23 protein-coding genes and 2 pseudogenes are annotated in these 22,337 nt (G+C 62.3%); all 25 read left to right on the forward strand.

The annotated features are described in order from the left end of the window. The first annotated feature begins 12 nt into the window (after positions 1–12). The 25 genes and pseudogenes from flgA (at position 13) to G5V57_RS20585 (ending at position 22,329) form a co-directional block, all read left to right on the forward strand. Entirely contained in the window at positions 13–474 is a 462-nt protein-coding gene (flgA, locus tag G5V57_RS20465; RefSeq protein ID WP_165169400.1) for a flagellar basal body P-ring formation chaperone FlgA, read from the forward strand. A gap of 116 nt (positions 475–590) precedes the next feature. Beyond that, a complete protein-coding gene (gene flgI / locus G5V57_RS20470; protein ID WP_246737300.1) occupies positions 591–1,658 on the forward strand; it encodes a flagellar basal body P-ring protein FlgI in 1,068 nt (355 codons plus the stop codon). Then, positions 1,655–2,197, forward strand: a complete 543-nt coding sequence (locus G5V57_RS20475) for a MotE family protein (protein ID WP_165169402.1) — start codon at positions 1,655–1,657, stop codon at positions 2,195–2,197. The genes flgI and G5V57_RS20475 overlap by 4 nt, the downstream gene beginning before the upstream one ends. Further along, positions 2,194–2,898, forward strand: coding sequence for a flagellar basal body L-ring protein FlgH (locus G5V57_RS20480; RefSeq protein ID WP_165169403.1), 705 nt, complete (start codon positions 2,194–2,196; stop codon positions 2,896–2,898). Before G5V57_RS20475 ends, G5V57_RS20480 begins: the two co-directional genes overlap by 4 nt. 6 nt (positions 2,899–2,904) lie before the next feature. Next, positions 2,905–3,417: a flagellar basal body-associated FliL family protein gene (locus G5V57_RS20485; protein ID WP_165169404.1), complete on the forward strand. Its 513-nt coding sequence runs from the start codon at positions 2,905–2,907 to the stop codon at positions 3,415–3,417. Next, entirely contained in the window at positions 3,414–4,151 is a 738-nt protein-coding gene (gene fliP / locus G5V57_RS20490) for a flagellar type III secretion system pore protein FliP (protein WP_165169405.1), read from the forward strand. Before G5V57_RS20485 ends, fliP begins: the two co-directional genes overlap by 4 nt. Before the next feature lie 153 nt (positions 4,152–4,304). Then, on the forward strand, positions 4,305–5,231 hold the full coding sequence (locus G5V57_RS20495) for a flagellin (RefSeq protein ID WP_165169406.1): 927 nt from the start codon (positions 4,305–4,307) through the stop codon (positions 5,229–5,231). A 244-nt stretch (positions 5,232–5,475) separates the two neighbouring features. Then, positions 5,476–7,104 carry a flagellar basal-body MS-ring/collar protein FliF gene (gene fliF / locus G5V57_RS20500; RefSeq protein ID WP_165169407.1) on the forward strand — a complete coding sequence of 543 codons (1,629 nt, stop codon included), beginning with the start codon at positions 5,476–5,478 and terminating at the stop codon, positions 7,102–7,104. Next, positions 7,101–7,697, forward strand: a complete 597-nt coding sequence (locus G5V57_RS20505; protein WP_165169408.1) for a hypothetical protein — start codon at positions 7,101–7,103, stop codon at positions 7,695–7,697. The genes fliF and G5V57_RS20505 overlap by 4 nt, the downstream gene beginning before the upstream one ends. Continuing rightward, complete coding sequence (locus G5V57_RS20510) at positions 7,694–9,001, forward strand: MotB family protein (RefSeq protein WP_165169409.1); 1,308 nt, start codon at positions 7,694–7,696, stop codon at positions 8,999–9,001. The genes G5V57_RS20505 and G5V57_RS20510 overlap by 4 nt, the downstream gene beginning before the upstream one ends. Then, complete coding sequence (locus G5V57_RS20515) at positions 8,998–10,182, forward strand: chemotaxis protein (protein ID WP_165169410.1); 1,185 nt, start codon at positions 8,998–9,000, stop codon at positions 10,180–10,182. The genes G5V57_RS20510 and G5V57_RS20515 overlap by 4 nt, the downstream gene beginning before the upstream one ends. Then, entirely contained in the window at positions 10,179–11,453 is a 1,275-nt protein-coding gene (locus tag G5V57_RS20520) for a flagellar hook-length control protein FliK (RefSeq protein ID WP_165169411.1), read from the forward strand. Before G5V57_RS20515 ends, G5V57_RS20520 begins: the two co-directional genes overlap by 4 nt. Next, positions 11,437–11,964 (forward strand): transglycosylase SLT domain-containing protein, encoded by a 528-nt coding sequence (locus G5V57_RS20525; RefSeq protein ID WP_165169412.1) that lies wholly within the window; start codon positions 11,437–11,439, stop codon positions 11,962–11,964. The genes G5V57_RS20520 and G5V57_RS20525 overlap by 17 nt, the downstream gene beginning before the upstream one ends. A 123-nt stretch (positions 11,965–12,087) precedes the next feature. Beyond that, positions 12,088–12,741: pseudogene (locus G5V57_RS20530) on the forward strand (response regulator transcription factor); the annotation flags it as partial. A gap of 213 nt (positions 12,742–12,954) precedes the next feature. Further along, complete coding sequence (locus G5V57_RS20535) at positions 12,955–14,211, forward strand: flagellar hook protein FlgE (RefSeq protein ID WP_165169414.1); 1,257 nt, start codon at positions 12,955–12,957, stop codon at positions 14,209–14,211. A gap of 39 nt (positions 14,212–14,250) precedes the next feature. Next, positions 14,251–15,726: a flagellar hook-associated protein FlgK gene (gene flgK, locus G5V57_RS20540; RefSeq protein ID WP_165169415.1), complete on the forward strand. Its 1,476-nt coding sequence runs from the start codon at positions 14,251–14,253 to the stop codon at positions 15,724–15,726. Positions 15,727–15,730: 4 nt separating this feature from the next. Next, entirely contained in the window at positions 15,731–16,780 is a 1,050-nt protein-coding gene (locus tag G5V57_RS20545; protein ID WP_165169416.1) for a flagellar hook-associated family protein, read from the forward strand. Between the two features lie 22 nt (positions 16,781–16,802). Continuing rightward, complete coding sequence (gene flaF / locus G5V57_RS20550) at positions 16,803–17,150, forward strand: flagellar biosynthesis regulator FlaF (RefSeq protein ID WP_165169417.1); 348 nt, start codon at positions 16,803–16,805, stop codon at positions 17,148–17,150. Continuing rightward, positions 17,147–17,596 (forward strand): flagellar biosynthesis repressor FlbT, encoded by a 450-nt coding sequence (flbT, locus tag G5V57_RS20555; RefSeq protein WP_165169418.1) that lies wholly within the window; start codon positions 17,147–17,149, stop codon positions 17,594–17,596. Before flaF ends, flbT begins: the two co-directional genes overlap by 4 nt. Then, complete coding sequence (flgD, locus tag G5V57_RS20560; RefSeq protein ID WP_165169419.1) at positions 17,587–17,994, forward strand: flagellar hook assembly protein FlgD; 408 nt, start codon at positions 17,587–17,589, stop codon at positions 17,992–17,994. The genes flbT and flgD overlap by 10 nt, the downstream gene beginning before the upstream one ends. Continuing rightward, positions 17,991–18,257 carry a flagellar biosynthesis protein FliQ gene (fliQ, locus tag G5V57_RS20565; protein ID WP_165169420.1) on the forward strand — a complete coding sequence of 89 codons (267 nt, stop codon included), beginning with the start codon at positions 17,991–17,993 and terminating at the stop codon, positions 18,255–18,257. Before flgD ends, fliQ begins: the two co-directional genes overlap by 4 nt. 186 nt (positions 18,258–18,443) lie before the next feature. Further along, complete coding sequence (gene flhA, locus G5V57_RS20570; RefSeq protein WP_165169421.1) at positions 18,444–20,534, forward strand: flagellar biosynthesis protein FlhA; 2,091 nt, start codon at positions 18,444–18,446, stop codon at positions 20,532–20,534. Positions 20,535–20,605: 71 nt separating this feature from the next. Then, positions 20,606–21,285, forward strand: a pseudogene (locus tag G5V57_RS20575) (flagellar biosynthetic protein FliR). Between the two features lie 4 nt (positions 21,286–21,289). Continuing rightward, on the forward strand, positions 21,290–21,688 hold the full coding sequence (locus G5V57_RS20580) for a hypothetical protein (RefSeq protein WP_165169422.1): 399 nt from the start codon (positions 21,290–21,292) through the stop codon (positions 21,686–21,688). A gap of 44 nt (positions 21,689–21,732) precedes the next feature. Further along, on the forward strand, positions 21,733–22,329 hold the full coding sequence (locus tag G5V57_RS20585) for a rod-binding protein (RefSeq protein WP_165169423.1): 597 nt from the start codon (positions 21,733–21,735) through the stop codon (positions 22,327–22,329). The last annotated feature ends 8 nt before the right edge of the window (positions 22,330–22,337 follow it).

Raw genomic sequence — 22,337 nt, forward strand, 5'->3', positions numbered from 1 at the left:
GGATTTGCGTCGATGAAGGTTCTCCGCTGGCTTCTCGTGCTCACCGCTCTCTCGGGCGCGGCTGAGCTGTCGCAGGCCGAAGACACCATGCTCGCGGTGCCCAATGTCACCATCTACCCCGGAGATGTGATCACCGACGCGCAGATCGTCGAACGTGCCTTCGCGCCGGGCACCACCGGCAAGCTCCCGGTCGTCGGGCAGCGCGCGCTGGTCGTCGGGAAGATCGCGCGGCGCACGCTCCTGCCGGGCAAGCCCATCCCCCAGTACGGGGTAAAGGATCCCGATGTCATTTTGCGCGGCGGCGCTGTCATCGCCATGTTCAAGGTTGGCGGCCTCACCATAACCTCGACTGTCACGCCGCTGCGCTCAGGCCAGGTCGGCGACGTCATCGAAGCCCGAAACACCGACAGCGGGCAGATCATCAGGGGCGTGGTTCAGGCCGACGGGACATTGCGCGTGGGCATAGTGCGATGAGGCCTATGCTGCTTGTCTGCCTCCTGGCCTTGCTTAGCTTGTCCCACACCGCCCACGCGGTTGATCTCCTGCAATCGCCCGGCACGCAAGGTCGCTCCGGCCGCGGAGGCGACGTTATGCCCTCGCCACCGATGTCTGGCGGATATGCCCGCGTGAAGGATATTGCGATGCTGCAGAATGTCCGCGACAACCAGCTCATCGGCTATGGCCTGGTCATCGGTCTTCAGGGGTCGGGTGACAGCCTGCGTAATTCGCCTTTCACCGAACAGTCGGTGCGCTCGATGCTCGACCGGCTCGGCGTCAACATCCGGGGCTCGCAGTTGCGAGCCCGCAATGTCGCGGCCGTCATCGTGACCGCCAATCTGCCGCCCTTTGCCGGCAAGGGATCGCGCATTGATGTTACCGTCTCCTCGTTGGGCGACGCCACGTCGCTTGCCGGCGGAACGCTCGTCTTCACGCCGCTGACCGGCGCCGACGGACGGATCTATGCGGTTGCTCAGGGCCCACTCGCCGTCTCGGGCTTCTCCTCCTCCGGCGATGCGGAAAATCTCACGCAAGGCGTGCCGACGACCGGGCGAATCGCCAATGGCGCCCTGGTGGAGCGCCAGACGCGCGGCCAGTTCTCCGATATCAGCGACCTTGTGCTCGAGCTGCGCAATCCCGACTTCGGTACCGCGGTAAATGTGACGGACGCCATCAACGCCTATGCCATCCAGCGCTATGGTCGCGCGGTCGCCGAGGAGCGCGATCTGCGCACAATCAAGCTCGAAAAGCCCGATCAGATCGGCGCGGCCCGCTTCATCGCCGAGATCGGCGAGCTTCCGGTCATGCCCGCCACGACCGCCCGCGTCGTCATCGACGAACGCTCGGGTACCATCGTCATTGGCCAGGACGTGACCATTTCCACGGTCGCCGTCACCCATGGCAGCTTGACAGTGCGCGTCACCGAGGAGCCGACGGTTGTGCAGCCCGAGCCCTTTGCGCGCGGCGTGACCGCGGTGGAGCCGCGGACGACGATTTCCGCGGATGAGCAGCACGGACAGCTGCGCATCGTCGACGGGGCCGACCTCAACACCCTTGTCGAAGGATTGAACCAGATGGGTCTCAAGCCGATGGGCATCATCGCCATCCTGCAGGCGATAAAGTCGGCCGGCGCCCTGCAGGCGGAGCTCGTCGTCCAATGAACGCAAGATGCCTGATCGCCGCCGGGCTGCTCCTTCTTTTCCAGCCGTCAGCCGCCGTGGGACAGGATGTGGCGCCGGGGATCTTCAAGGCCGATTACGGCCTCATAACCGGCTCCACCACGCCGGCAGAGCCGCAGACGTCGTCGCAGCAATATTGTGTGAACATTGCCGATCAGGCGGCGGATGCCCGCTTTGCCTGGCAAGCCAAGACGATCAACGAGCTCGAGCAGGAAATCGACAAACGGCTGGCCGAGCTCGAAGCCAAGCGTGCCGAGTACCAGGAATGGTCGAGGCAGCGCGAGGAGAGTCTCGCCAAGGCGTCCGACCATATCGTCTCCATCTATGCCAAGATGCGCGCCGATGCGGCCGCCCTTCAGCTCGCCGTGCTCGACGACCAGATCGCTTCGGCAGTTCTCGTCAAGCTCAATGCGCGGACCGCCAGCGCCATCCTGAACGAGATGGAGCCGGGCCGGGCCGCGCAACTGACCAGAGCGATGGTCGACGCCGCGCGCGGCGCGCCCCCCGGAAAGAAATCATGAACAGTAAATTTTTCTTGTTGCCTTGCCTTCTGTTCCTCGCCGGATGCGCGGTGGATCCGCAGGACTTCAATGTGCAACCACATCTGACTCCGGTCGGATCCGGCATCCAGCCGATCAGCACCGGCGCCGGGCCGGGCTCGTATCAGGGCATCGGCGACGACATGAACCCGCTGGCCTGGGAAGGCACCAGCGTCGACCTCTTCCGTGATCCGCGAGCGAGGCGCGTCGGCGACATCGTGACCGTCAACATCTTCATCAACGACAAGGCGACACTCGACAACAACTCGAGACGGTCACGCGAATCGGAGGTCGATGCAAGTTTCGCCATCGGCCTCGATTTCATGCCGACCGAATATCCGACCGCGGGCAGCGGCACTGTCGATTCGAGCTCCTCCTCCAAGGGCAAAGGTGAGATCGACAGATCCGAAAAGATCAATTTTTCGGTCACGGCCGTCGTCACCAACATTCTGCCCAATGGCAACATGGTCATCAGCGGATCGCAGGAAGTGCGCGTGAACTTCGAAGTCCGCGTGCTCAGTATTGCCGGCGTGGTCAGGCCGCAGGACATCTCGCGCGAGAATACCATTCCTTATGACAAGATCGCGGAAGCGCGTGTCTCCTACGGCGGCCGCGGGCGATTGTCGGAAGTGCAGCAGCCGGGCTGGGGTCAGCAGCTCTTCGACATCTTCACACCCTTCTAGGCGGCAATGGCTGACGACGTGGACAAGACCGAGGAGAGAGATGCGGCGCCTAAGCCGATCGCCGGCACGTCGATCATTTCGCTGATCGTGGCGGTGGTCGTTGTGACTTTGCTTGCCGCCGGCGGTGGCGGGCTCGTCGGCATATACCTCTATTCCAAAATCGAGAGCGTCGCCAAGGAGAAGGCGACGGCCAAGGAGGAAAAGCCCGCCTCCGAATATGCCGGCAATCTGAGCGTGAAGACAGTGCCGCCGGTGCTCACCAATCTCGCCAGCCCGTCCAATGTTCTGCTCCGGATCGAAGCGTCGCTCATCTTCGAGGGCGCCGCACCCGACGATGCCGAGGCGCTCGCGACACAGATATCCGGCGATGCCATGGCCTATCTGCGCACCGTATCTCTGCGCCAGATCGAAGGAGCCTCGGGACTACTGCATTTGCGCGAGGATCTGACCGAGCGGGCCAGGATCCGCTCGGAAGGGCGGGTGCGTGAGTTCGTCATCCAGGGGCTGGCGGTGGAATGAAGAGGACCGCGCTCACCATTGTCTTTCTACTTCTGCTCGCAGGTACGGTCTCGGCGCAGGTTCCGGACATAGGGGCGATCCTGCCGAAGGACGATCCGACTGCCGCCGGGCGCATCATCCAGTTCATCGTGCTGCTGACCGTGCTGTCGGTGGCGCCCGGACTGCTGATCATGGTCACGAGCTTCACCCGTTTCGTGGTGGCGCTCTCGTTCCTGCGTTCGGGCCTCGGTCTGCAAAGCACGCCGGCCAATATCATCCTCATCACTCTGGCTCTATTCATGACCTTCTATGTCATGGCGCCGACCTTTGACCGGGCCTGGAGCACCGGCCTCAAGCCCTTCATGGACAATCAGATCAGCGAGGCAGCGGCCTACAAGCAGATCACCGATCCGTTCCGCGAGTTCATGACGGCGCATGTGCGCGACAAGGACCTGCGCATGTTCGAGGACATGGCGGCGCAGAACTTCCCCAAGCGCGAAGAGGGCGCCGAGATCGACCTGCGCGTCCTTATCCCGGCCTTCATGATCTCCGAGCTCAGGCGCGGCTTCGAGATCGGTTTCCTTATTGCGCTGCCGTTCCTCGTCATCGATCTGATCGTCGCGACGCTCACCATGTCGATGGGCATGATGATGCTCCCGCCGACCGCGATATCGTTGCCTTTCAAGATCCTCTTCTTCGTCCTGATAGACGGCTGGAATCTTCTGGTCGGAAGCCTGATCAGATCTTTTTCCTGACCGTTAAGGGCCGGGTAACGAATCACCTCTAAGAATATGAGCATGGCAGATTAGGGCCCCGACTTATCGGCCCCGAGAGCATGATGCCGCTCTGCTATGCCGGTGAAAATCCGGTATTCCCGCAAACAAAACTGTTCAAACAGGGCATCATCCATGTCTAGCATTATGACCAACACCTCGGCCATGACGGCGCTTCAGTCGCTCAACGCCACCAACAAGTCGCTCGACCAGACCCAGACCCGCATATCGACCGGCCTGCGCGTCTCGACTGCTTCCGACAATGCCGCCTATTGGTCGATCGCAACCTCGATGCGCTCCGACAACGCCGCTCTTTCGACCGTGCAGGACGCCCTAGGCCTCGGCGCCGCCCAGGTTGACGTCGCCTATACCGCGACGGACAAAGCCATCAAGGTTGTCGACGAGATCAAGAGCAAGCTCGTTGCCGCCCGTCAGGCCGGCGTTGACCGCGGCAAGATCCAGACCGAAATCACCCAGCTGCAGAGCCAGCTCGTCGGCATGGCGGCTGCCGCATCCTTCAGCGGCGAGAACTGGCTGTCGGTCGACTCGAGCGCTGCCAACTACAATTCCACCAAGACAATTGTCGCGTCGTTCACGCGCACCGGCGCCACTGTGTCGATCGGCACGATCTCGATCAGTGTTACCTCCAGCAAGCTGTTCGATGCCAGCACCACGGCGGACGGCATTCTCGATGCGGAGAGCACCACCACCAACGGCACTGTCGATTACTCGGTGTCCACGCTGAACATCGCGGCGCTCACCGACGAGGCCGACGACCTGGAAGACCTTGAGCAGATCATCGGCACGGTCGACGGCGCCCTCAAGTCGATGGCGACCTCAGCCGCCGACCTCGGTGCCGCCAAGAAGCGCGTCGGATTGCAGCAGGACTTCGTCTCCAATCTCATGGATGCGATCGACCGCGGTGTCGGCCAGCTTGTTGATGCCGACATGAATGAGGAATCGACCCGCCTCGCCGCCCTGCAGGTCCAGCAGCAGCTCGGCATCCAGGCGCTCTCGATCGCCAACCAGAACAGCCAGAACATCCTCTCGTTGTTCCGCTAGCGCGCATCCCGGCGAAGTGGAATCACTTCGCCGAATAGGATCTCGCGCCAGCTCAATAACTTGGAGCAAATCCTTGTCGCCAAAGTCTTCAACTTTGGCGGGCTTTGCTCAGCAAACGAGACTTCCGATCTGAGTTGAGGCCGCGCCGGCTTTGCGGGCGCGGCCTTTCTCATGGAGTCATGCCCGCGCAAGCTTCCGCGCCGAGAATCACGGAGTTGAGTGCCGTAGAGTCGAGGGACGGGGAATGGCCTATCTGGAACATGCAGAGCGTCTATGGGGCAGCATAGTTGGCCTGGGCGCGCGCCGTATCATGGCGCTTGCCGTTATCGGCCTCAGCGTCCTCGCCGTTGTCGGGCTCGCTGCGTATTTTCTCAGCCGGCCAAGCAATGAAATCCTCTATACCGGGCTCGACGCTCAGGATGTCACCCGTGTCGGCGCCGCGCTGACCGAAGCGGGCATTCCCTTCGACGTGAATGCGGAGGGCACCGCCATCATGGTGCGTTACGGTCAGACCGCGAAGGCCCGCATGCTGCTCGCCGAGAAGGGCCTGCCGCGCAGCGAAACCGCCGGCTACGAGCTCTTCGACAATATGGGCTCGCTGGGCCTCACCTCCTTCATGCAACAGGTGACCCGGGTGCGCGTGCTCGAGGGCGAGATCGCCCGTACCATTCAGTCCATGAAGGGCATCAAGGCGGCTCGCGTTCATATTGTCATGCCCGATGGAGGCTCCTTCCGCCGGACCCAGCAGCAGCCGACCGCCTCGGTAGTGATCCGCACCGATACGAGCGACGAATTCGGCTCCGCCCAGGCGATCCGTCACATGGTCGCCGCCGCCGTTCCGGGCCTGGCCGTCGATCAGGTAACGGTCCTGAATACCAGTGGCGTGCTCCTCGCCTCGGGCGGCGACCTGGCTGATGCCGCCCCGGGCAAGCTTGCCGGCCTCGAAAGGACGGTCGGGCAGGAGGTCCAGGACAATATCGCGAAAACCCTGGTGCCCTATCTGGGTCTCGAGAATTTCCAGGTCAGCGTCGCCGCGCGGCTGAACACCGACAAGAAGCAGACCAATGAAACCATCTTCGATCCCGAGTCACGCGCCGAGCGGTCGGTCCGGGTGGTCAAGGAAAGCGGGACGACCCAGAATACCAGCGGCAAGTCGTCCGTCAGCGTGACGCAGAATCTGCCGGAGGGCCAGCAGGAAGCGCCGAGCGCGGACAACTCGACGCAGGAATCCGAAAGACGCGAAGAGCTCACCAATTTCGAAATCAACTCGAAGACGATTTCGACGGTGAGCGACGGTTACCGCATCGAAAATCTCTCCGTCGCCGTGGTGGTGAACCGCGATCGCATCGTCGAGCTCCTCGGCAAGGACGCTAAGCCGGAGGATATGCAGGCGCAGACCCGCGAGATCGAACAGCTCGTCGCCTCGGCGGCCGGGCTCGACGAGGCGCGCGGCGACAAGGTGAAGATAACGGCCGTGCAGTTTTTCCAGAATGGCGCCGCGACGGAGCCGGTGGCGGGCGACGGCATCGGCGACCAACTGCTGCGCCAGTCGGGCACGTTGATCAATGCCGTGACCGTGCTCGCCGTGGCCGCGCTGCTGATCTGGTTTGGTCTTAAGCCCGCTCTGCGTACGATCATGCAGCCTGAGGCGCTGCCGCAATCCATGCCTCCCGGCCTGTTGCCGGGCGCGTCCGCCGCCGCGCAGGACGGCGCGCTCGGAATAATGAGCGGGGACGAGCCCAATCTCATCGAGGACGTGACCAGCCGGATGCGGCGCACGCCACAGAAGCGGCTCGAGCAAATGGTGGAATATGACGATGAACAGGCGGCCGCCATCCTGAAGCAATGGATATTGGAGGCGAAGCCCGCATGAGGGTGATCCCGCTCGCCGCATATCTCGATCGAGCAAGCGCCGGGGCGGCAGACGTGCCGGCGCTGATCTCGGCCGTGCCGCAAGCGACCCGTGAGGAGGAAATCGCCGAGGCCCGTCGCGAAGGCGAGCGGCTGGGCCGCGAAGCGTCACGGCTTGCGCATGAGGAGGTGCTGCAGAATGAGCGGCAGGGCTTCGATACGCGCCTGGCTGAGGAGCGGCGGGTCTGGAGCGAGACTCAGGGCCAGGAGCTTGCCAAGGCGATCGACGAAGGCTTGGCGCGGGTTGAGGCGGCGATTGCCGATGTGACGGCGCGGCTCCTCGAGCCTCTGATCGTCGCCGAAGCGCGCCGGACCACCCTTGCCGAGTTGAAGGAAATGCTCAGCGAAATGCTGACGAAGCCCGAGGTCGCGACGATCCATGTCTCGGGGCCGGAAGATATTCTGGCCGCTATGCGCGACAGTCTCGCCCACGGTGGAAAGAACATTGTCTACGTGACGAGCGCCGATCCGGATATTCGTGTCGAGTCCGCCAACACGGTCATCGAAACGCGCCTTGAGCCATGGGCCGCCCGTCTAAGAGAGGCAATGAGATGAACCAGCAAGAGGCCGATCCGGCCAATCGGGAACTGGTGATCATCCGCAGGCGCCCTCATGCGGAAGGTGAGGCGCATCATGGCGGCGTCTGGAAGATCGCCTATGCCGATTTCATGACGGCGATGATGGCCTTCTTCCTGGTGATGTGGCTCATCAATGCGGCCAATGAAGAGACGCGCGCGCAGGTGGCGAGCTATTTCAATCCGGTCAAGTTGGTCGATTCGCGCACCAGCACCAAGGGGCTGCAGGATCTCGATGCCGGGGCCGACGGCATCATCACGCGCGAACCGGTGGTAAACCGCACCAAGACGGACCAAAGCGGCAAATCGGAGGCAGCTGAGAAGAAGATCACCGAGGAAATGCTTCTGCGCCAGCCCTTCGCCGCCCTCGAGCAGATTGCCGGTCCTGCCGACGAGAGCGGCAAGGCAGAGGAGAGAAAGGTTGGGGCGCTTCCGGAAGAAGCGGGCCGTCCCGGCAGGCTCGGCGGTAAGGCCTATCTCGATCCTTTCGATCCACAGACGTGGCAGCGTGTCGAGGCGAAGGGTGAGACTGTGGCCGAAAGGCCCGGTACGCCCGCGCTGCATGACCAGGCTAAGCTTGAAAGGCCGGCCGAAGATCCGCCAGGCAAGCAGGCGGAGAAGCCGGCCGAGGCGGAGATGGAGAAGCCGCCTCCGGCGCAGCCGGCGCCGGCGGCAAAATCCGACCCAAAGCCTTCGGAGGTGGCGATGCCGTCGGCATCACCGCATGAACCGAAGTCCGATCCGTCGACGGCGGCGCGCGACGACAAGGACGCCGTCAAACCGCGCGTCGCGAAACAGGAGGCGCATGCGCCGAATCCCGAGCAGGACGCCAAACTGATCGAGAAGGAGATCAAGAACGCCCTGGGTGTCAAATCGCCCGGTGCGTCGCCCAAGCTCGAAGTGCGCAGTACCGCCAATGGCGTTCTCATCAGTCTTACCGATGACGCGACATTCGGCATGTTTGCCATTGCTTCGGCTGAACCGCAGGCGGTCCTGGTGAGCTACCTGGAGAAGATCGGCAAGATCCTGAATGAGCGTCCCGGCAAGATCATCATCCGCGGACACACCGATGGACGGCCGTTCCGGTCCGACGTCTACGACAACTGGCGATTGTCCACAGCCCGGGCGCATATGGCTTATTACATGCTGGTTCGCGGCGGGATCGATGAGAAGAGGGTGGAGCGTATCGAGGGTTATGCCGATCGCGAGCTGAAGATTGCGAACGATCCGGAAGCGGCGGAGAACCGCCGCATAGAGATCCTGCTGGAAGAGGGAGAGTCGTGAAGGTCGCGCTCCCGCTTGCCGTCGCCTTGCTTGCAGGCCTCTGGTTGGCGCCGGCCGCACGTGGCGAGTCTTTACCCCAGCCCTACGAGATGGTGCGCTCGCTACAGTTTCTCCAGGAGAATATCACGCTCGGCAGCCGCGCCGCGCAGGAGGCGCAGCAGAAGTATCTCGTGCAGATGACCGAACGCTTTCAATCGGCCGACATGCCGGTCTGGCGGGACCGGAAGAACTTCGCCGCGGCGATCATCCATGCGTTGAGTGGGGGTGATCCAGTCGTCCTGCGCGGTTTGATCAGCCAAAAGGCGATCGCCGGCGACGATCTGCCTTTGGCAGAAGGAACGCTTGCCTATGCGGAGGGGCGGTCCAAGGACGCCGCAGAGCTGCTCCTGTCCATCGATGTCCGCTCGCTGGAGCCGGCATTGGGCGGCTATGTAGCCCTCACCCAGTCGGCGCTGGTCGCCGATGTCGATCCCAAGCGGGCCGGGCAGCTGCTCGATATCGCGCGCCTTCTGATGCCGGGCACGCTTGTCGAGGAAGCCTCGTTGCGGCGCGAAGTCACCGCGATCGTCCAGGACGGCGACATCGAGAAATTCGAGCGCCTGGCGCGTCAACAGCTCACGCGATTCCGCCAGTCGCTCTACGCCACTGCCTTTCGCGGGCAGTTTACCGATGCCTTGATCAAGCTCGATTACAACGCCAAGTCGGGCCGGCTGCAGGTCATAGCGGAAATATTGGATGCGCTTCCGATCTCTGATCGGCGCGAGATCTATCTCCTCATAGCGCAACGCGCTGTGACGGCGGGCAACACCGAGATGGCACGATTTGCCGCCGATCGAGCGGCGGAACTCGCCGCCGGCGCCGCCGCGGATGACGCTCGTGCCGAGCTCTATGCCGCCGCGGCCCTCGTCGTGACTGAGGATTTCGACGCCGCGCTGGAGAAGCTCAAGGCAATCGACAAGTCGAAGCTCACGGCTGAGGATTCGCAGCTGCTCCAAAGCGCCCTCTCCGTCGCTACCCGCCTGCGGGAATGGCCGCATCCGGCGTCTTTCCCGGAGGCTCAGCGCGAGGACCGCGAGGCGCGCGAGCTCGATAGCGAGACGCAGCACATCGCGGAACTGACCAAGCGGGTGCGAGAGGCCATCGCGCGCACGGATGAGTTCTTGAAAAGGCAAACGCAATGATGAAAGCGGCAGCCGAGCAGCCGGCGCAGATACAGGGGATGCCGGGGCAAACCGGCGCCAGGCAGGCTCCCCGTGCCCGCACCGGAACGGACCAGCTGATGGCGGATTTCGACGAACTGCTGGCTAAGCAGTCGATGATTTCCGACATGCCGCCGGAGAACAGGGAGCAGGCATCTTCCGACGGCCCGCCTGCGCAGCAGGCGCTCGCCTCTCCGGAAGTCTTGTTCCTTGCCCTTACCGGTGGACGGGAGTTTCCGGCGAAGCAGGGAGTACCCGAGCAGCCTGGGGTATCGGACAGCGGCGGTGACGTTTCAGCTACCGCATCAGACGACAGCGCGACACAGGGGGTAACGACAATGCCGGAGCCGATTCCGGTGCTGGCGCAATCGCAAGTGCTTGATCCGCCGGCGCGTATTGCGGTGAATGAAGGACGCCAGCCGGCAATCGACAAGCCTGCCGTCGGGCCGAGTGCGCCAGTACCGGCACACATCGAACTTGCAGATACCGAGGCGGTGGCCGATCTGACGCCGGAGCTTCCGGCATCGGAGAATGACCGGGCACCTGCGCGGGACGGCGTCGCGCTATCGGTGGAGAGGAAGTCACAGGCGATCGGCGAGGCCACGTCATCGAAGGACATGGGGGCGAGTCCGGCATGCGCGCCTGTCACGTTGATCCGGGTCGCCGGCCAGGAGACCCATTTCGCCCCGACGCCTGTTTTCCTGTTTGACGATATCAAGACAGGTGCTTCGAGCATGCATCCGACCTCCGGTCCTGACGAACCGAGCGGGGCGCAGCCGCAATCGCCGGTCGCGCTCAAGGCGCCGAGCGGTCCCCTCAAGACACTGACGGTCCAACTCGGCTCGCATGAGCTCGGCCTGATCAATGCCACCATGGCGCTCAAGGACAAGGCGCTCGATCTGCGGGTCGGGGCAATGCGCGATGAGGCGGTCACGAGCCTGCGGGAAAATGCCGGTCGGCTTACCGAAACGCTGCAGTCTTTGGGCTTCTCCGTGGATGGGGTGACCGTGCAGAAGATGCATCAGGTTGATGCCGGCGCCCAGACAGGCAGCGGCCAGCAGATGCAGCACGGCGCCGCCGGGCAGGATGGGCAAGGCCAGCAACGAGACCCGAATGCCTCGGGCTTCGGCGCCGAAGGATCCTCGAGGCAATCCCGGCATATTCCCGATGACGACCATCGCGCGGAGCAGGACGGCAATGATCAAGCCAAGAGCATGGGCGGTATTCGCAATAGCCATGACGTCTTCCTGTGAGGTCGCGCTTGCGGCATCACCGCTCACGGTCTGCGAAAGAGAGATGCTTCGCGCCTCCGAGCAGCATCAGGTCCCGCTCGGCGTTCTCTATGCGGTGGGCCTGACCGAGACCGGTCGCAAGGGATCGCTGCAACCATTCGTGCTCAATGTCGAGGGCAGGGCGCTTTACTCGGCGAGCGCGGCTGAGGCGATTCGAAAATTCCAGACGGCGCGCGCCGCGGGCGCCAAGCTCATCGATCTCGGCTGCATGCAGATCAATCACTATTATCATGGCCGGGAATTCCGCAGCCTCGCAGACATGCTGGCGCCGCGTGAGAATGTCGAATATGCGGCCCGTTTTCTGAAGGAATTGCGCCAGCGCGAAGGCAGCTGGACGCTGGCCGTGGCGCGCTACCATGCCGGTCCCAACAACGACCCGGCGCAGAAGCGCTATGTGTGCCGCGTGATCGCCAACATGGTGGCGACCGGCTTCGGCGTGTGGACGCAGAACGCGCGCAAATTCTGCCGCTGAGCACGCATGGTTAATAAACCATTAAGTCACCGATCCGGAATCCCTCAGTATTTTCACGTATTTGACCCCTGGACTCGCGATCAACTACGAAAAGATGGTTAACGATTCGGAAGGGCTGGGCGCGTGATTATTATTGTCGATGAACGTCAGATGGTCACGCAGGCCTATGAATCGAGTTTCGGCCGGGAGGGGATCGCCTCGATGGGCTTTGGACCAGCCGACTTCAACCACTGGGTGGGGAGTGCCGCCGCTCCCGACCTTGAAGCGGTGGAGGCGTTCATCCTCGGCGATTGCGCTGAACTCGAGGACTATCCGCGGCAGATCCGCAACCGGTCGCGCGCGCCGGTTATCGCCCTCAACGAGAATCCCGGCCTCGAGCACACGCTCAAGATTTTCGCCGCTGGCGCCGACGATGTCGTCCGCAAGCCCGTGCATGTGCGCGAGATCATGGCGCGCATCGAAGCCATTCGCCGTCGCCGCGAGGACGCGGCCGGCTATACCGACGTCGGCGATATCCGCGTCTTCTCGAATGGCTGCGATCCGATCGTGAAGGGTGAAGTGCTGCTCCTGCCACGCCGCGAGCGCCGCATCCTCGAATATCTCGTCAGCCGCCACGGCCGCCTTGTCAGCAAGGCTCAGATCTTCAGCTCGATCTATGGAATCTTCGACGAGGACGTCCAGGAGAACGTGATCGAAAGCCATATCAGCAAGCTGCGCAAGAAGCTGCGCAATCGCCTTGGGTTCGATCCCATCGAATCGAAGCGCTATCTGGGCTATCGGCTGATCGCCGATCCGGTAACCGACTCCTTGTCGGCCGAGCACCTCGATGACGATGAGCCGGCAGCGGTCGTCGCCTATGAAGGGGCCTCCGTCGTTGCGCGGGCCGCACTTGCGGACGAGATGGCCTGCTGAGGGAGCGCAGCCAGCTTCACGCAAGTCTGATCGCGTCTACTGTCGGGAGATGAGATCAGTCAATCGAGGGAGTTGGCCATGAGCCTGTATGGTGTGATGCGGACCAGCACGTCCGGGATGACGGCGCAGGCCAATCGGTTGAGCGCCGTCGCCGACAACATCGCCAATTCGAACACCACGGGCTACAAGCGCTCATTCACCGAATTTTCATCGCTGATCATCGACGCAAATGCGAGCTCCTATACGCCCGGAAGCGTCTCGACGGTGGTGCGCACCGCGATCAGCCAGCAAGGCAATCTGCTGGGCACGACCTCCACGACCGACCTGGCCGTCAGGGGCAATGGCTTCTTCGTGGTGTCTGACAGTGACGGCACGCCGTATCTGACGCGTGCCGGCTCCTTCGTTCCCGACAGCGAGGGCAACTTGGTCAATGCCGCGGGCTTCAATCTGATGGGCTATCCGATCATCAATGGCCAGGTCAATGTCGTCGCCAACGGTTATTCCGGCCTCGAGATCGTCAATGTGGACGACTTCGCCATGCGGTCCAATCCGACCACCCAGGGAGAGTTCCGCGTGAAGCTGCCGGATGGTGCTACGGCTGTCGCTCCGCCCAATCTGCCGTCCGCCAATCAGGCCTCCGCCACCTACACTGCCAAGACGTCGCTCGTGACCTATGACAATCTCGGCAATGAAGTCATCCTCGACGTCTATTTGACCAAGACGGGTAACGGAACCTGGCAAATGGCTGTCTTCGACAAGTCGGCCGCCGGCCCGAACGGCTTCCCCTATACGAGCGGTCCGTTGACCACCGCCAACCTCACCTTCAACACCACGACCGGCCAATTGACCGCGCCCAATCCGCCGTCGCTGTCAATTCCCGTTCCCAACGGCCAGACTATGACGCTCGACATTGGCGGGACCTCCCAGCTCGCTGGTGATTACACGGTCGTCGATGCCATCGTGAACGGCAACGCGCCCGTCTCGATCGAGAAGGTGAACTTCGGCTCCGATGGCGTTGTCTATGCGACCTATGAGAACGGCAACAAGGTGCCGGTTTTCAAGATCCCGCTCGCCAATGTCACGAGCCCCGACAATCTCAACCAGCTCACCGGGAATGTCTTCTCGACGTCGCCGGATTCGGGCGATGTACAGATTGGCTTCCCGGGTGCCGACGGGCGCGGTTCAATCCTTTCCAACACGCTCGAACAGTCGACCGTCGACATGGCCACGGAGCTCACCACAATGATCGACGCCCAGCGCGGCTATACCGCCAATTCCAAGGTTTTCCAGACCGGCGCCGAGCTGATGGATGTTCTGGTCAATCTCAAGCGCTGATAAGGCGAAGTATCGATAGGAGCGGAGGAGCCGGCAAATATGAGTTTGTCCGCGGGATTGAATATCGCACGCTCGGCTCTTGCCGCTGTCTCGGGCCAGACGGCGGTGATATCGCGCAATATCTCCGCCCTGAACGACCCCCATTACGCCCGCCGCACCGCCAATGTCGCCTCCCTCGTCAGCGGCGGCGGCGTAGAAATCTCATCCATCACCCGGTCGACCGACAAGGTGCTCTTTACGACAAAGCTCGATGCCGCCTCGCGCGCGATGATGCATGAGGAGATCGCCGCCAGCCTCGACGCCTTGGAGAATACGATCAACGATCCCAATCTGGGCCGGTCGCCCTCCGCCCTGATCGGTAAGTTCAACGACGCGCTTCAGCTTTACGCCAATGCGCCGCATGATGTGACGGCAGCGTCGTCGGCGGTGGCCGCCGCCGCCAATCTGGCGAATGCGCTGAATGATGCGACCTCGACGGTTCAGGGCGTGCGGGCACAGGCCGATGCCGACATGGCAAGCTCCGTCGATCGGATCAATTCGCTACTGTCCAGGCTCGAGGATGTGAATGCCATCATTGTCAGCCAATCCGAGACGGCCGGCGATCTCAACGACTATCTCGACCAACGCGAAAAGATCATCTCCGAGCTCTCCGAGGAGATCGGGATCAAGACCGTGTCGCGCGGCAGAAACGATCTTGTAGTCTATACGGATGGCGGCGTTACCTTGTTCGAGAGCAGGGCGCGAGCCGTCACTTTCCAGTCGACCGGGGCGTTCACGGCGGGAATCGAAGGCAATGCCGTCTATGTCGATGGCGTGCCGGTTACCGGAGATACGGCCGGCATGAAGACCCATTCCGGCCGCCTGGCCGGCTATGCCGCGGTTCGCGACACGCTGGCTCCTGCCTATCAAAGCCAATTAGACGAAGTCGCGCGTGGCCTGATCGTGGCTTTCCGTGAAAGTGACCAGAGCGCAGCGCCGGCGCTGCCCGATGTGCCTGGCCTCTTCACCTGGTCCGGCGCCCCGGCCACGCCGGGCGGCGCGATCGTTCCGGGAATTGCCGGGTCGATCAAGGTGAACGCCAATGTCAATCCCGCCGTGGGCGGCAATGTCAATCTCCTGCGTGACGGCGGCATCTCCAATCCCGCGAACCCGGCCTATGTATATAATGATTCAGGAGCAGCGGGCTTCAGCGACCGTCTGCGCGAGCTGCTCGATATCATGTCGACGCCGCAAGGTTTCGACACGCAGGCCGGCCTTGGGACGAATGTCACCCTGGTCAAATTTGCCGGCGCCTCGGCCGGTTGGCTCGAGGAAGCGCGCAGGTCCGCCACCAGCGATGCCGATTATAGTGCGACGCTGCTCAACCGGGCCGGTTCCGCGCTTTCCAATGTAACTGGCGTCAATCTCGACGAGGAGATGACGATCATGCTGGAGCTCGAGCGTTCATATCAGGCATCGGCAAAGCTTGTCTCCACGATCGATTCGATGTTTGACACCTTGTTGGCGGCGGTCTGACGACATGAAGACATCCTATATCTCCACGCTTTCGCTCACCGATATGCCGCGCCGCTCCATCGCCGAGTTGCAGACGCAGCTCCTCAAGGCGCAGAAGGAACTCGGCACGCGTCGGCACGCCGATATCGGCCTGGAACTTGGCCACCGCACCGCGCAGACGCTCAGCTTCCGGCATGATTTCGCGAGGCTCAAAGGCAACATCGACGCCAACGGGCTGGTCAAGACCCGGCTCGACATGACCCAGAACATAATGAGCAGCCTGCGTACCAACGGACAGGAACTGCTCAACTCCCTGTCCGTCGCGCATAGCGGAACATCGGATCCGAGCATTGCTCAGGGAAAGGCCGAGGCGGCGATGAATGCCCTGATTTCCGGCCTCAATACCACGGTCAATGGTGAGTATATCTTTGCTGGCATCAATAATCAGGTGAAGCCGGTCGCCGATTACTATGACACGCCGCAATCGGCGGCGCGCCAGGCTGTCGCCGACGCCTTCATGACCCGCTTCGGCGTCTCCCAATCGGCGCCGGCGGCGGCAAATATTACCGCCGCTGATATGCAGGACTTTCTCGACAACGAGTTCGCCGCCTTGTTCGACCAGGCGGCCTGGACGGCCAACTGGTCCGAGGCCTCGAGCGAAAACGCCAAGAGTCGCATTTCGGGGACGGAGACGATCGCCACAGGCGAGAACGCCAACGCGCCGGGGATCCGTAAGCTGGCGGAAGCCATCACCATGGTGGCCGATCTGGGGATCAAGAACCTCAACAAGGAGGCTGGCCGCGCGATCGTCGACACCGCGATGAAGGTTCTGGGAGAGGCTATGGGGGAGATGGCTTCGGCCCAGGGGAACCTCGGGACCGCGCAGGAGATGCTCGAGAAAGCCAATGAGCGTATGTCGCTGCAGGCCGATATCCTGAACAAGGAGATCAACGCGCTCGAGGCCGTGGATCCCTATGAGGCAGCAACCCGGGTCAATACGCTGATGTCGCAGATTGAAACCGCCTATGCACTGACCGGGCGGATCCAGAAGCTCTCTTTGCTGAACTATCTCTAGTGAACCGAAAAATGGGTGCGTAATGTATCATTTCTCTTACGGCGAGATCATCAATGACGCCGGTTCCACGTCGCGAGACCGCGAGCGGCTGGCGCTCGACCGGTCAATCGAGCTCCTGCGCGAGGCCGATCAGCAGGGCGGCGAGTCGAGAGTGGCCCTGGAGGCCTTGCTCTATGTGCAGCGTCTGTGGTCTCTGCTGCTGGAGGACCTCGCCAGGCCCGGCAATGATCTGCCCGAAAAGCTGCGCGCCGACCTGATCTCCATTGGCTTCTGGATACTCAAGGAAGCCGATATCACCCGTGAGGACAAGGCGCGCAGCTTCAAGGGACTGATCGATATCTCATCGATCATCCGGGATGGTCTCAAGTGAGCACGTCGATCCGCATATCGCTTCAACCGGGCGAGCGGATATTCATCAATGGCGCGGCGCTCAGGGTTGATCGCCGCGTGTCGCTCGAATTCCTCAATGCCGCAACCTTCCTTCTCGAGAACCACGTGCTGCAGGCCGAGGATGCCACCACGCCGCTCAAACAGCTCTATTTCGTGGTGCAGACGATCTTGATGGATCCGGCGACCGCGCCGCAGTCACTTTCGTTGTACAGGGAGTTTCATGCCGCATCGCTCGCGGCCTTCGAGAATGCCGCCATTCTGGCGGAGCTCAAGTTCATCGATGGTCTGGTGACAAACGGCAGAACTTTCGAGGCATTGAAGGCGTTGCGCGCCTTGTTCCCGCGCGAAAGCGAGATTCTGGCCACGAAACTTTCGCCCGAATTTACACGGTCCAAACAGGAGCAGGAGGCACTGGCATGCAAGTGAATGGCACGAATTCCGCAACGGGCGCGAACACGGCTCCGGCTCCCGGCTCAGCTGCTGCGGCCTCGCTGGACTACAATGCTTTCCTGCGCCTCCTCGTCGCCGAAATGAAGAACCAGGACCCGACCAAGCCCAATGACGCCACGCAATACATGGCGCAGCTCGCCTCGTTCTCGAATGTCGAGCAGGCGATCAAGACGAACAACAAGCTCGATGCCTTGCTGACGACATCGGCTCTCGGTCAGGCCGAGAGCCTGATCGGACGCACGATTACCTCGGCTGACGGTGCCATCAGCGGCAAGGTCACGGCCATCAAGATCATCTCGGGCGGCGCCGTCGCCATTCTGGAAGGCGACAAGCAGCTTCCCATCGGTCCGGGTGTGGTCGTCTCCGGCTCATGAATGAGGCTGACGCGCTCGACATCGTCCAGGCAGCGATCTGGACGGTGATCATCGCTTCGGGTCCTGCCATTGCGGCGGCGATGGCGATTGGCATCGTGATCGCCTTGTTCCAGGCGCTGACCCAGATCCAGGAGATGACGCTGACCTTCGTCCCGAAGATCCTCATCATCTTCGTCATGATCGCCCTGACGGCGCCCTTCATCGGGGCGCAGCTCTTTACCTTCACCGAAATGATCTATGCTCGCATAGAGACTGGCTTCTGATCCCCATGGAGCAATCCCGCCAAAGTTGAAGACTTTGGCGATCAGGATTTGCTCCAAGAGATTTATGTGGCGCGAATCCTTCTCGGCGAAGTGATTCCACTTCGCCGGGATGCGCGCTAGCGGGCGGAGACACCTCCGCGCAAGGTTCACCCGCCAAGATCGTCTTCCGACTATGGAATATGATCTATGAGTGATCTGGCAGTCTCCAGCTACGCCGCGCCCGTCAAGGGAAATGGGCGGGATATCGGCTTCGCCGTCGGCATCATCTTCATCCTGACGGTGCTCTTCCTTCCTATCCCCGCCATCATTATCGACATCGGGCTGGCTTTCTCGATCGCTCTTTCCGTCCTCATCCTGATGGTGGCGCTCTGGATTCAGCGCCCCCTTGATTTCTCCGCCTTTCCGACCGTGCTGCTCATTGCGACGATGCTGCGTCTGTCGCTCAATATCGCGACGACCCGCCTCATCCTCACCCATGGCTCGGAGGGCACGACCGCTGCCGGCCACGTCATCGGCGGTTTCTCGCAGCTCGTGATGAGCAGCGACTTCGTCATCGGCGTCATCGTCTTTGTCATCCTCATCACCGTCAATTTCCTGGTGATCACGAAAGGCGCCACACGTATCGCCGAGGTCGGCGCCCGCTTCACCTTGGACGCCATACCCGGCAAGCAGATGGCGATCGATGCGGATCTCTCGGCCGGACTCATCGACGACAAGGAAGCCCAGCGACGGCGGCGCGAGCTCGAGCAGGAGAGCGCCTTTTTCGGTTCCATGGACGGCGCCTCCAAATTCGTGCGCGGCGACGCCATTGCCGGCCTCATCATCACGGCGGTGAACATCTTCGGCGGCATCGTCATTGGTGTGACGCGTCATGGCATGACGCTCGCGGATGCCTCCGACGTTTATACCAAGCTATCGGTCGGCGACGGCCTGGTGACCCAGGTGCCCGCCCTCATCGTCTCGCTCGCCGCCGGCCTTCTCGTGTCCAAGGGAGGCAATCACGGCTCAGCCGACAAGGCCGTCTTCGGCCAGCTCGGCAACTATCCGCGTGCCCTCATGGTCGCGGCACTGCTCATGGCGGTGCTGGCTCTGACGCCTGGTCTGCCCTTCCTGCCTTTCGCGCTGCTCGGCGCCACCATGGCCTCGATCGGCTTCGCCATTCCGCGCCGGCGCGCACAGAGCCTGGCAGCCGAGGAGGCGAAGGTAAAGGCGGCGGAACGGCATGCCGAGGAGGAGGCGCGCCAGTCGGTCAGGGAATCGCTCAAGATCGTCGAGATCGAGCTATGCCTCGGCAAGCAACTGGCGACACAGTTCCTCGCCGCGCATGGCGAGCTCGCCAGCCGTGTGAAGAAAATGCGGCGGAAATTCGCGAGCCAATATGGTTTCGTGGTGCCGGACATCAAGCTGTCGGACGACCTGACCTCGCCGCCCAAGCGCTACCAGATCAAGATCCACGGCACGGTCTGCGCGACCTATGACCTGCGCATCGGCGAGGTGCTGGTGCTGACCGGCGATCAGCGCAAGCCCGACGTGCCGGGTGACGAGATCCGCGAGCCGTCCTTCGGAATGAAGGCCATGTGGATCCCGGAACTGTTTGCCAGTGAGGTGAAGCGCGACGGCTTCGTGGCGATCGACAACATTTCCGTTCTCCTCACGCATATGAGCGAGGTTATCCGCAGTAATCTGGCGCAGCTCTTGTCCTACCGCGATCTGCGCGCGCTTCTCGACCGGCTGGAGCCCGAATACAAGCGCCTCATCGAGGAGATAAGCCCGTCGCAGATCTCCCATTCGGGCCTGCAGGCCGTTCTCAAACTCCTCCTTGCCGAGCGGGTATCGGTGCGCAATCTCAATCTCATTCTCGAAGCCGTTGCCGAGATCGCGCCGCATGCGCGTCGCCCCGAGCAGATCGCCGAGCATGTCCGCATGCGTATCGCACCGCAGATATGGGGTGATCTGGTGGAGAATAGCGTGCTCAAGGTCTTGCGGCTGGGGAATCGCTGGGAGCTCGCTTTCCACCAGAGCCTCAAACGCGACGTCAAGGGAGAGGTAATCGAGTTCGACATCGATCCGCGCATGATCGAGCAGTTCGGCACCGATGCCTCGGCGGTTATTCGCAAACACCTCGACAAGGGGGAGCGTTTCGTCCTCGTCACCGCGCCCGATGCCAGACCCTATGTCCGCATGATCGTCGAACGCTTGTTCCCGACGCTTCCCGTTCTCTCCCATGTCGAAATCGCGCGGGGCGTGCAGATCGAGTCGTTGGGCGCGCTGTCGTGACCGAGCTTGGACCTTCGACGGTCCTCGCCGTATTTGCGATCTTTTGCCGGATCGGAGGCTGTCTCATGCTCATGGTGGGCTTTTCGAGCCCGCGTGTGCCCACCCAGGTCCGGCTTTTCATCTCCTTCGCGGTTTCCCTGGCCCTGAGCCCGCTTCTGCTCGAGTCGGTTCGGCCGGTGGTCGAGGGCGCATCACCCGCTTCTCTGCTTTATCTGATAGGGACCGAGACCTTTACCGGCTCGCTCATCGGCCTTCTCGGCCGGATCTTTTTCTTGCCCTGCAATTCATGGTCATGGCCATGACCAGCTATGTCGGCTTCAGCGCGCTGCCGGGCGTTCCCATCGATGAGGCCGAGCCGATGCCGTCCTTGGTTTCGCTGGTCACCATGATTGCGACGGTCCTCTTTTTCATTACCGACCTCCATTGGGAGGTTCTGGGCGTGCTGGTGGCTTCGTACGCCACATGGCCGGTGGGGACGGCATTCAGCGTTCAGGGCGGGCTCATCCAGATCGCCGATCGCATGCAGGAGACCTTCCTGCTGGCGCTGCGCATGAGCGGTCCCTTCCTGGTCTTCGGCATCATCTTCAATCTGGCCATCGGGCTCATCAACAAGCTCACCCCGCAGATTCCCGTATACTTCGTTTCTCTGCCCTTCATCACGATGGCCGGGCTGATCCTGCTGTATTTCACGCTCGGGGATTTCCTGACCATCTACATCACCTCCCTTGCCGACTGGCTCAGGATGCAGTGATCCGATGCAAAAGCGCCTGCGCTCTCTCTCCCGCATCCTTGAAGTCCAGGCCGAGCTCCATCGCATCGAGGAATGCAAGCTCGGAGTGCTGAAGCAGCGCGAGGCGGCGTTGGGACGGGAGAGGGGCGAGCTTCTGGACGCTCTCGACCGGCATGACACGCTATATGCCGCCTTTATCTACCCGATGGCGAAGCGGCTGCGCGCCATCGACGAGGAGGAGGCCAATTTGAGATCCGAGCAGGACAGGGTTTCGAAGAGGCTCCTCGAGCGGGCGAAGCAGAGAAAGCGCACGGAACGCCTGCATGCCGGGATGAGCGGGAGCTGGGAGAGGGAGCAGGAGAGGCGTGAACTCGTCGACCTGATCGACCGGGCGGCGCTGCCGCCGAAGACCAGCCTCCGGTAAGGTTCAACTGGCAGAATCGAGGCCCAATCGGGAGAATTCTGCCCATGGCGATCAAACCGCCTTCGGATATCGTGCTCGATGTCGTCAGGGCCGCCGATCCGGCGCGCCGGCAGGCGGCCATCGAAAAGCTCACCGGCCGGCCGGCGACGGACTCGACCCGCCACGAGTTCGCGAGCTTTGTCGGCGATGTGAGGCCTGCCGCGCAACCTGCCGCATGCGGCCAGACGATGGCGCGTCCGGGGGGGCAGGACGTGCCGGACGCCTACCGGTCGTTCGAGGCCTTCTTCATCCAGAGCTTCGTCGAGAGCATGCTGCCGAAAGGCTCGGAAGCGAATTTCGGCAGCGGCACCGCGGGCGAGGTCTGGCGGTCGCAGCTGGCGGAAAAGATGGGTACCGAGATCGCGGAGAGTGGCGGCATCGGCATTGCCGACCGCCTTCTGGCGGACGAAGCCAGGAAGGCCGCGGGCGCCCAGGAAGAGGGATCGCAAGCCGGCTTCTCGCTGTCCGAGTCGATTTCGCGCGCCGTCCCTTTCTCCGGCTGGGCGAGCTATCTGCCTTTCCTCGAGGGGCAACTTGCCAGGGCCGACCAGCAATTGCCCGATGAGCCGGGCGATGTCGCAGACCTGCGTAATGAAGGATGATGCCATTG

Origin of the sequence: Nordella sp. HKS 07 (assembly GCF_011046735.1) — a bacterium.
Taxonomy (GTDB): domain Bacteria; phylum Pseudomonadota; class Alphaproteobacteria; order Rhizobiales; family Aestuariivirgaceae; genus Taklimakanibacter.

Excerpts from the sequence above, each read along its gene's own strand:
- flgA (WP_165169400.1), top strand. The coding sequence starts at position 13 with ATGAAGGTTCTCCGCTGGCTTCTCGTGCTCACCGCTCTCTCGGGCGCG.
- flgI (WP_246737300.1), top strand. The coding sequence starts at position 591 with ATGCCCTCGCCACCGATGTCTGGCGGATATGCCCGCGTGAAGGATATT.
- G5V57_RS20475 (WP_165169402.1), top strand. The coding sequence starts at position 1,655 with ATGAACGCAAGATGCCTGATCGCCGCCGGGCTGCTCCTTCTTTTCCAG.
- G5V57_RS20480 (WP_165169403.1), top strand. The coding sequence starts at position 2,194 with ATGAACAGTAAATTTTTCTTGTTGCCTTGCCTTCTGTTCCTCGCCGGA.
- G5V57_RS20485 (WP_165169404.1), top strand. The coding sequence starts at position 2,905 with ATGGCTGACGACGTGGACAAGACCGAGGAGAGAGATGCGGCGCCTAAG.
- fliP (WP_165169405.1), top strand. The coding sequence starts at position 3,414 with ATGAAGAGGACCGCGCTCACCATTGTCTTTCTACTTCTGCTCGCAGGT.
- G5V57_RS20495 (WP_165169406.1), top strand. The coding sequence starts at position 4,305 with ATGTCTAGCATTATGACCAACACCTCGGCCATGACGGCGCTTCAGTCG.
- fliF (WP_165169407.1), top strand. The coding sequence starts at position 5,476 with ATGGCCTATCTGGAACATGCAGAGCGTCTATGGGGCAGCATAGTTGGC.
- G5V57_RS20505 (WP_165169408.1), top strand. The coding sequence starts at position 7,101 with ATGAGGGTGATCCCGCTCGCCGCATATCTCGATCGAGCAAGCGCCGGG.
- G5V57_RS20510 (WP_165169409.1), top strand. The coding sequence starts at position 7,694 with ATGAACCAGCAAGAGGCCGATCCGGCCAATCGGGAACTGGTGATCATC.
- G5V57_RS20520 (WP_165169411.1), top strand. The coding sequence starts at position 10,179 with ATGATGAAAGCGGCAGCCGAGCAGCCGGCGCAGATACAGGGGATGCCG.
- G5V57_RS20525 (WP_165169412.1), top strand. The coding sequence starts at position 11,437 with ATGACGTCTTCCTGTGAGGTCGCGCTTGCGGCATCACCGCTCACGGTC.
- G5V57_RS20535 (WP_165169414.1), top strand. The coding sequence starts at position 12,955 with ATGAGCCTGTATGGTGTGATGCGGACCAGCACGTCCGGGATGACGGCG.
- flgK (WP_165169415.1), top strand. The coding sequence starts at position 14,251 with ATGAGTTTGTCCGCGGGATTGAATATCGCACGCTCGGCTCTTGCCGCT.
- G5V57_RS20545 (WP_165169416.1), top strand. The coding sequence starts at position 15,731 with ATGAAGACATCCTATATCTCCACGCTTTCGCTCACCGATATGCCGCGC.
- flaF (WP_165169417.1), top strand. The coding sequence starts at position 16,803 with ATGTATCATTTCTCTTACGGCGAGATCATCAATGACGCCGGTTCCACG.
- flgD (WP_165169419.1), top strand. The coding sequence starts at position 17,587 with ATGCAAGTGAATGGCACGAATTCCGCAACGGGCGCGAACACGGCTCCG.
- fliQ (WP_165169420.1), top strand. The coding sequence starts at position 17,991 with ATGAATGAGGCTGACGCGCTCGACATCGTCCAGGCAGCGATCTGGACG.
- flhA (WP_165169421.1), top strand. The coding sequence starts at position 18,444 with ATGAGTGATCTGGCAGTCTCCAGCTACGCCGCGCCCGTCAAGGGAAAT.
- G5V57_RS20580 (WP_165169422.1), top strand. The coding sequence starts at position 21,290 with ATGCAAAAGCGCCTGCGCTCTCTCTCCCGCATCCTTGAAGTCCAGGCC.
- G5V57_RS20585 (WP_165169423.1), top strand. The coding sequence starts at position 21,733 with ATGGCGATCAAACCGCCTTCGGATATCGTGCTCGATGTCGTCAGGGCC.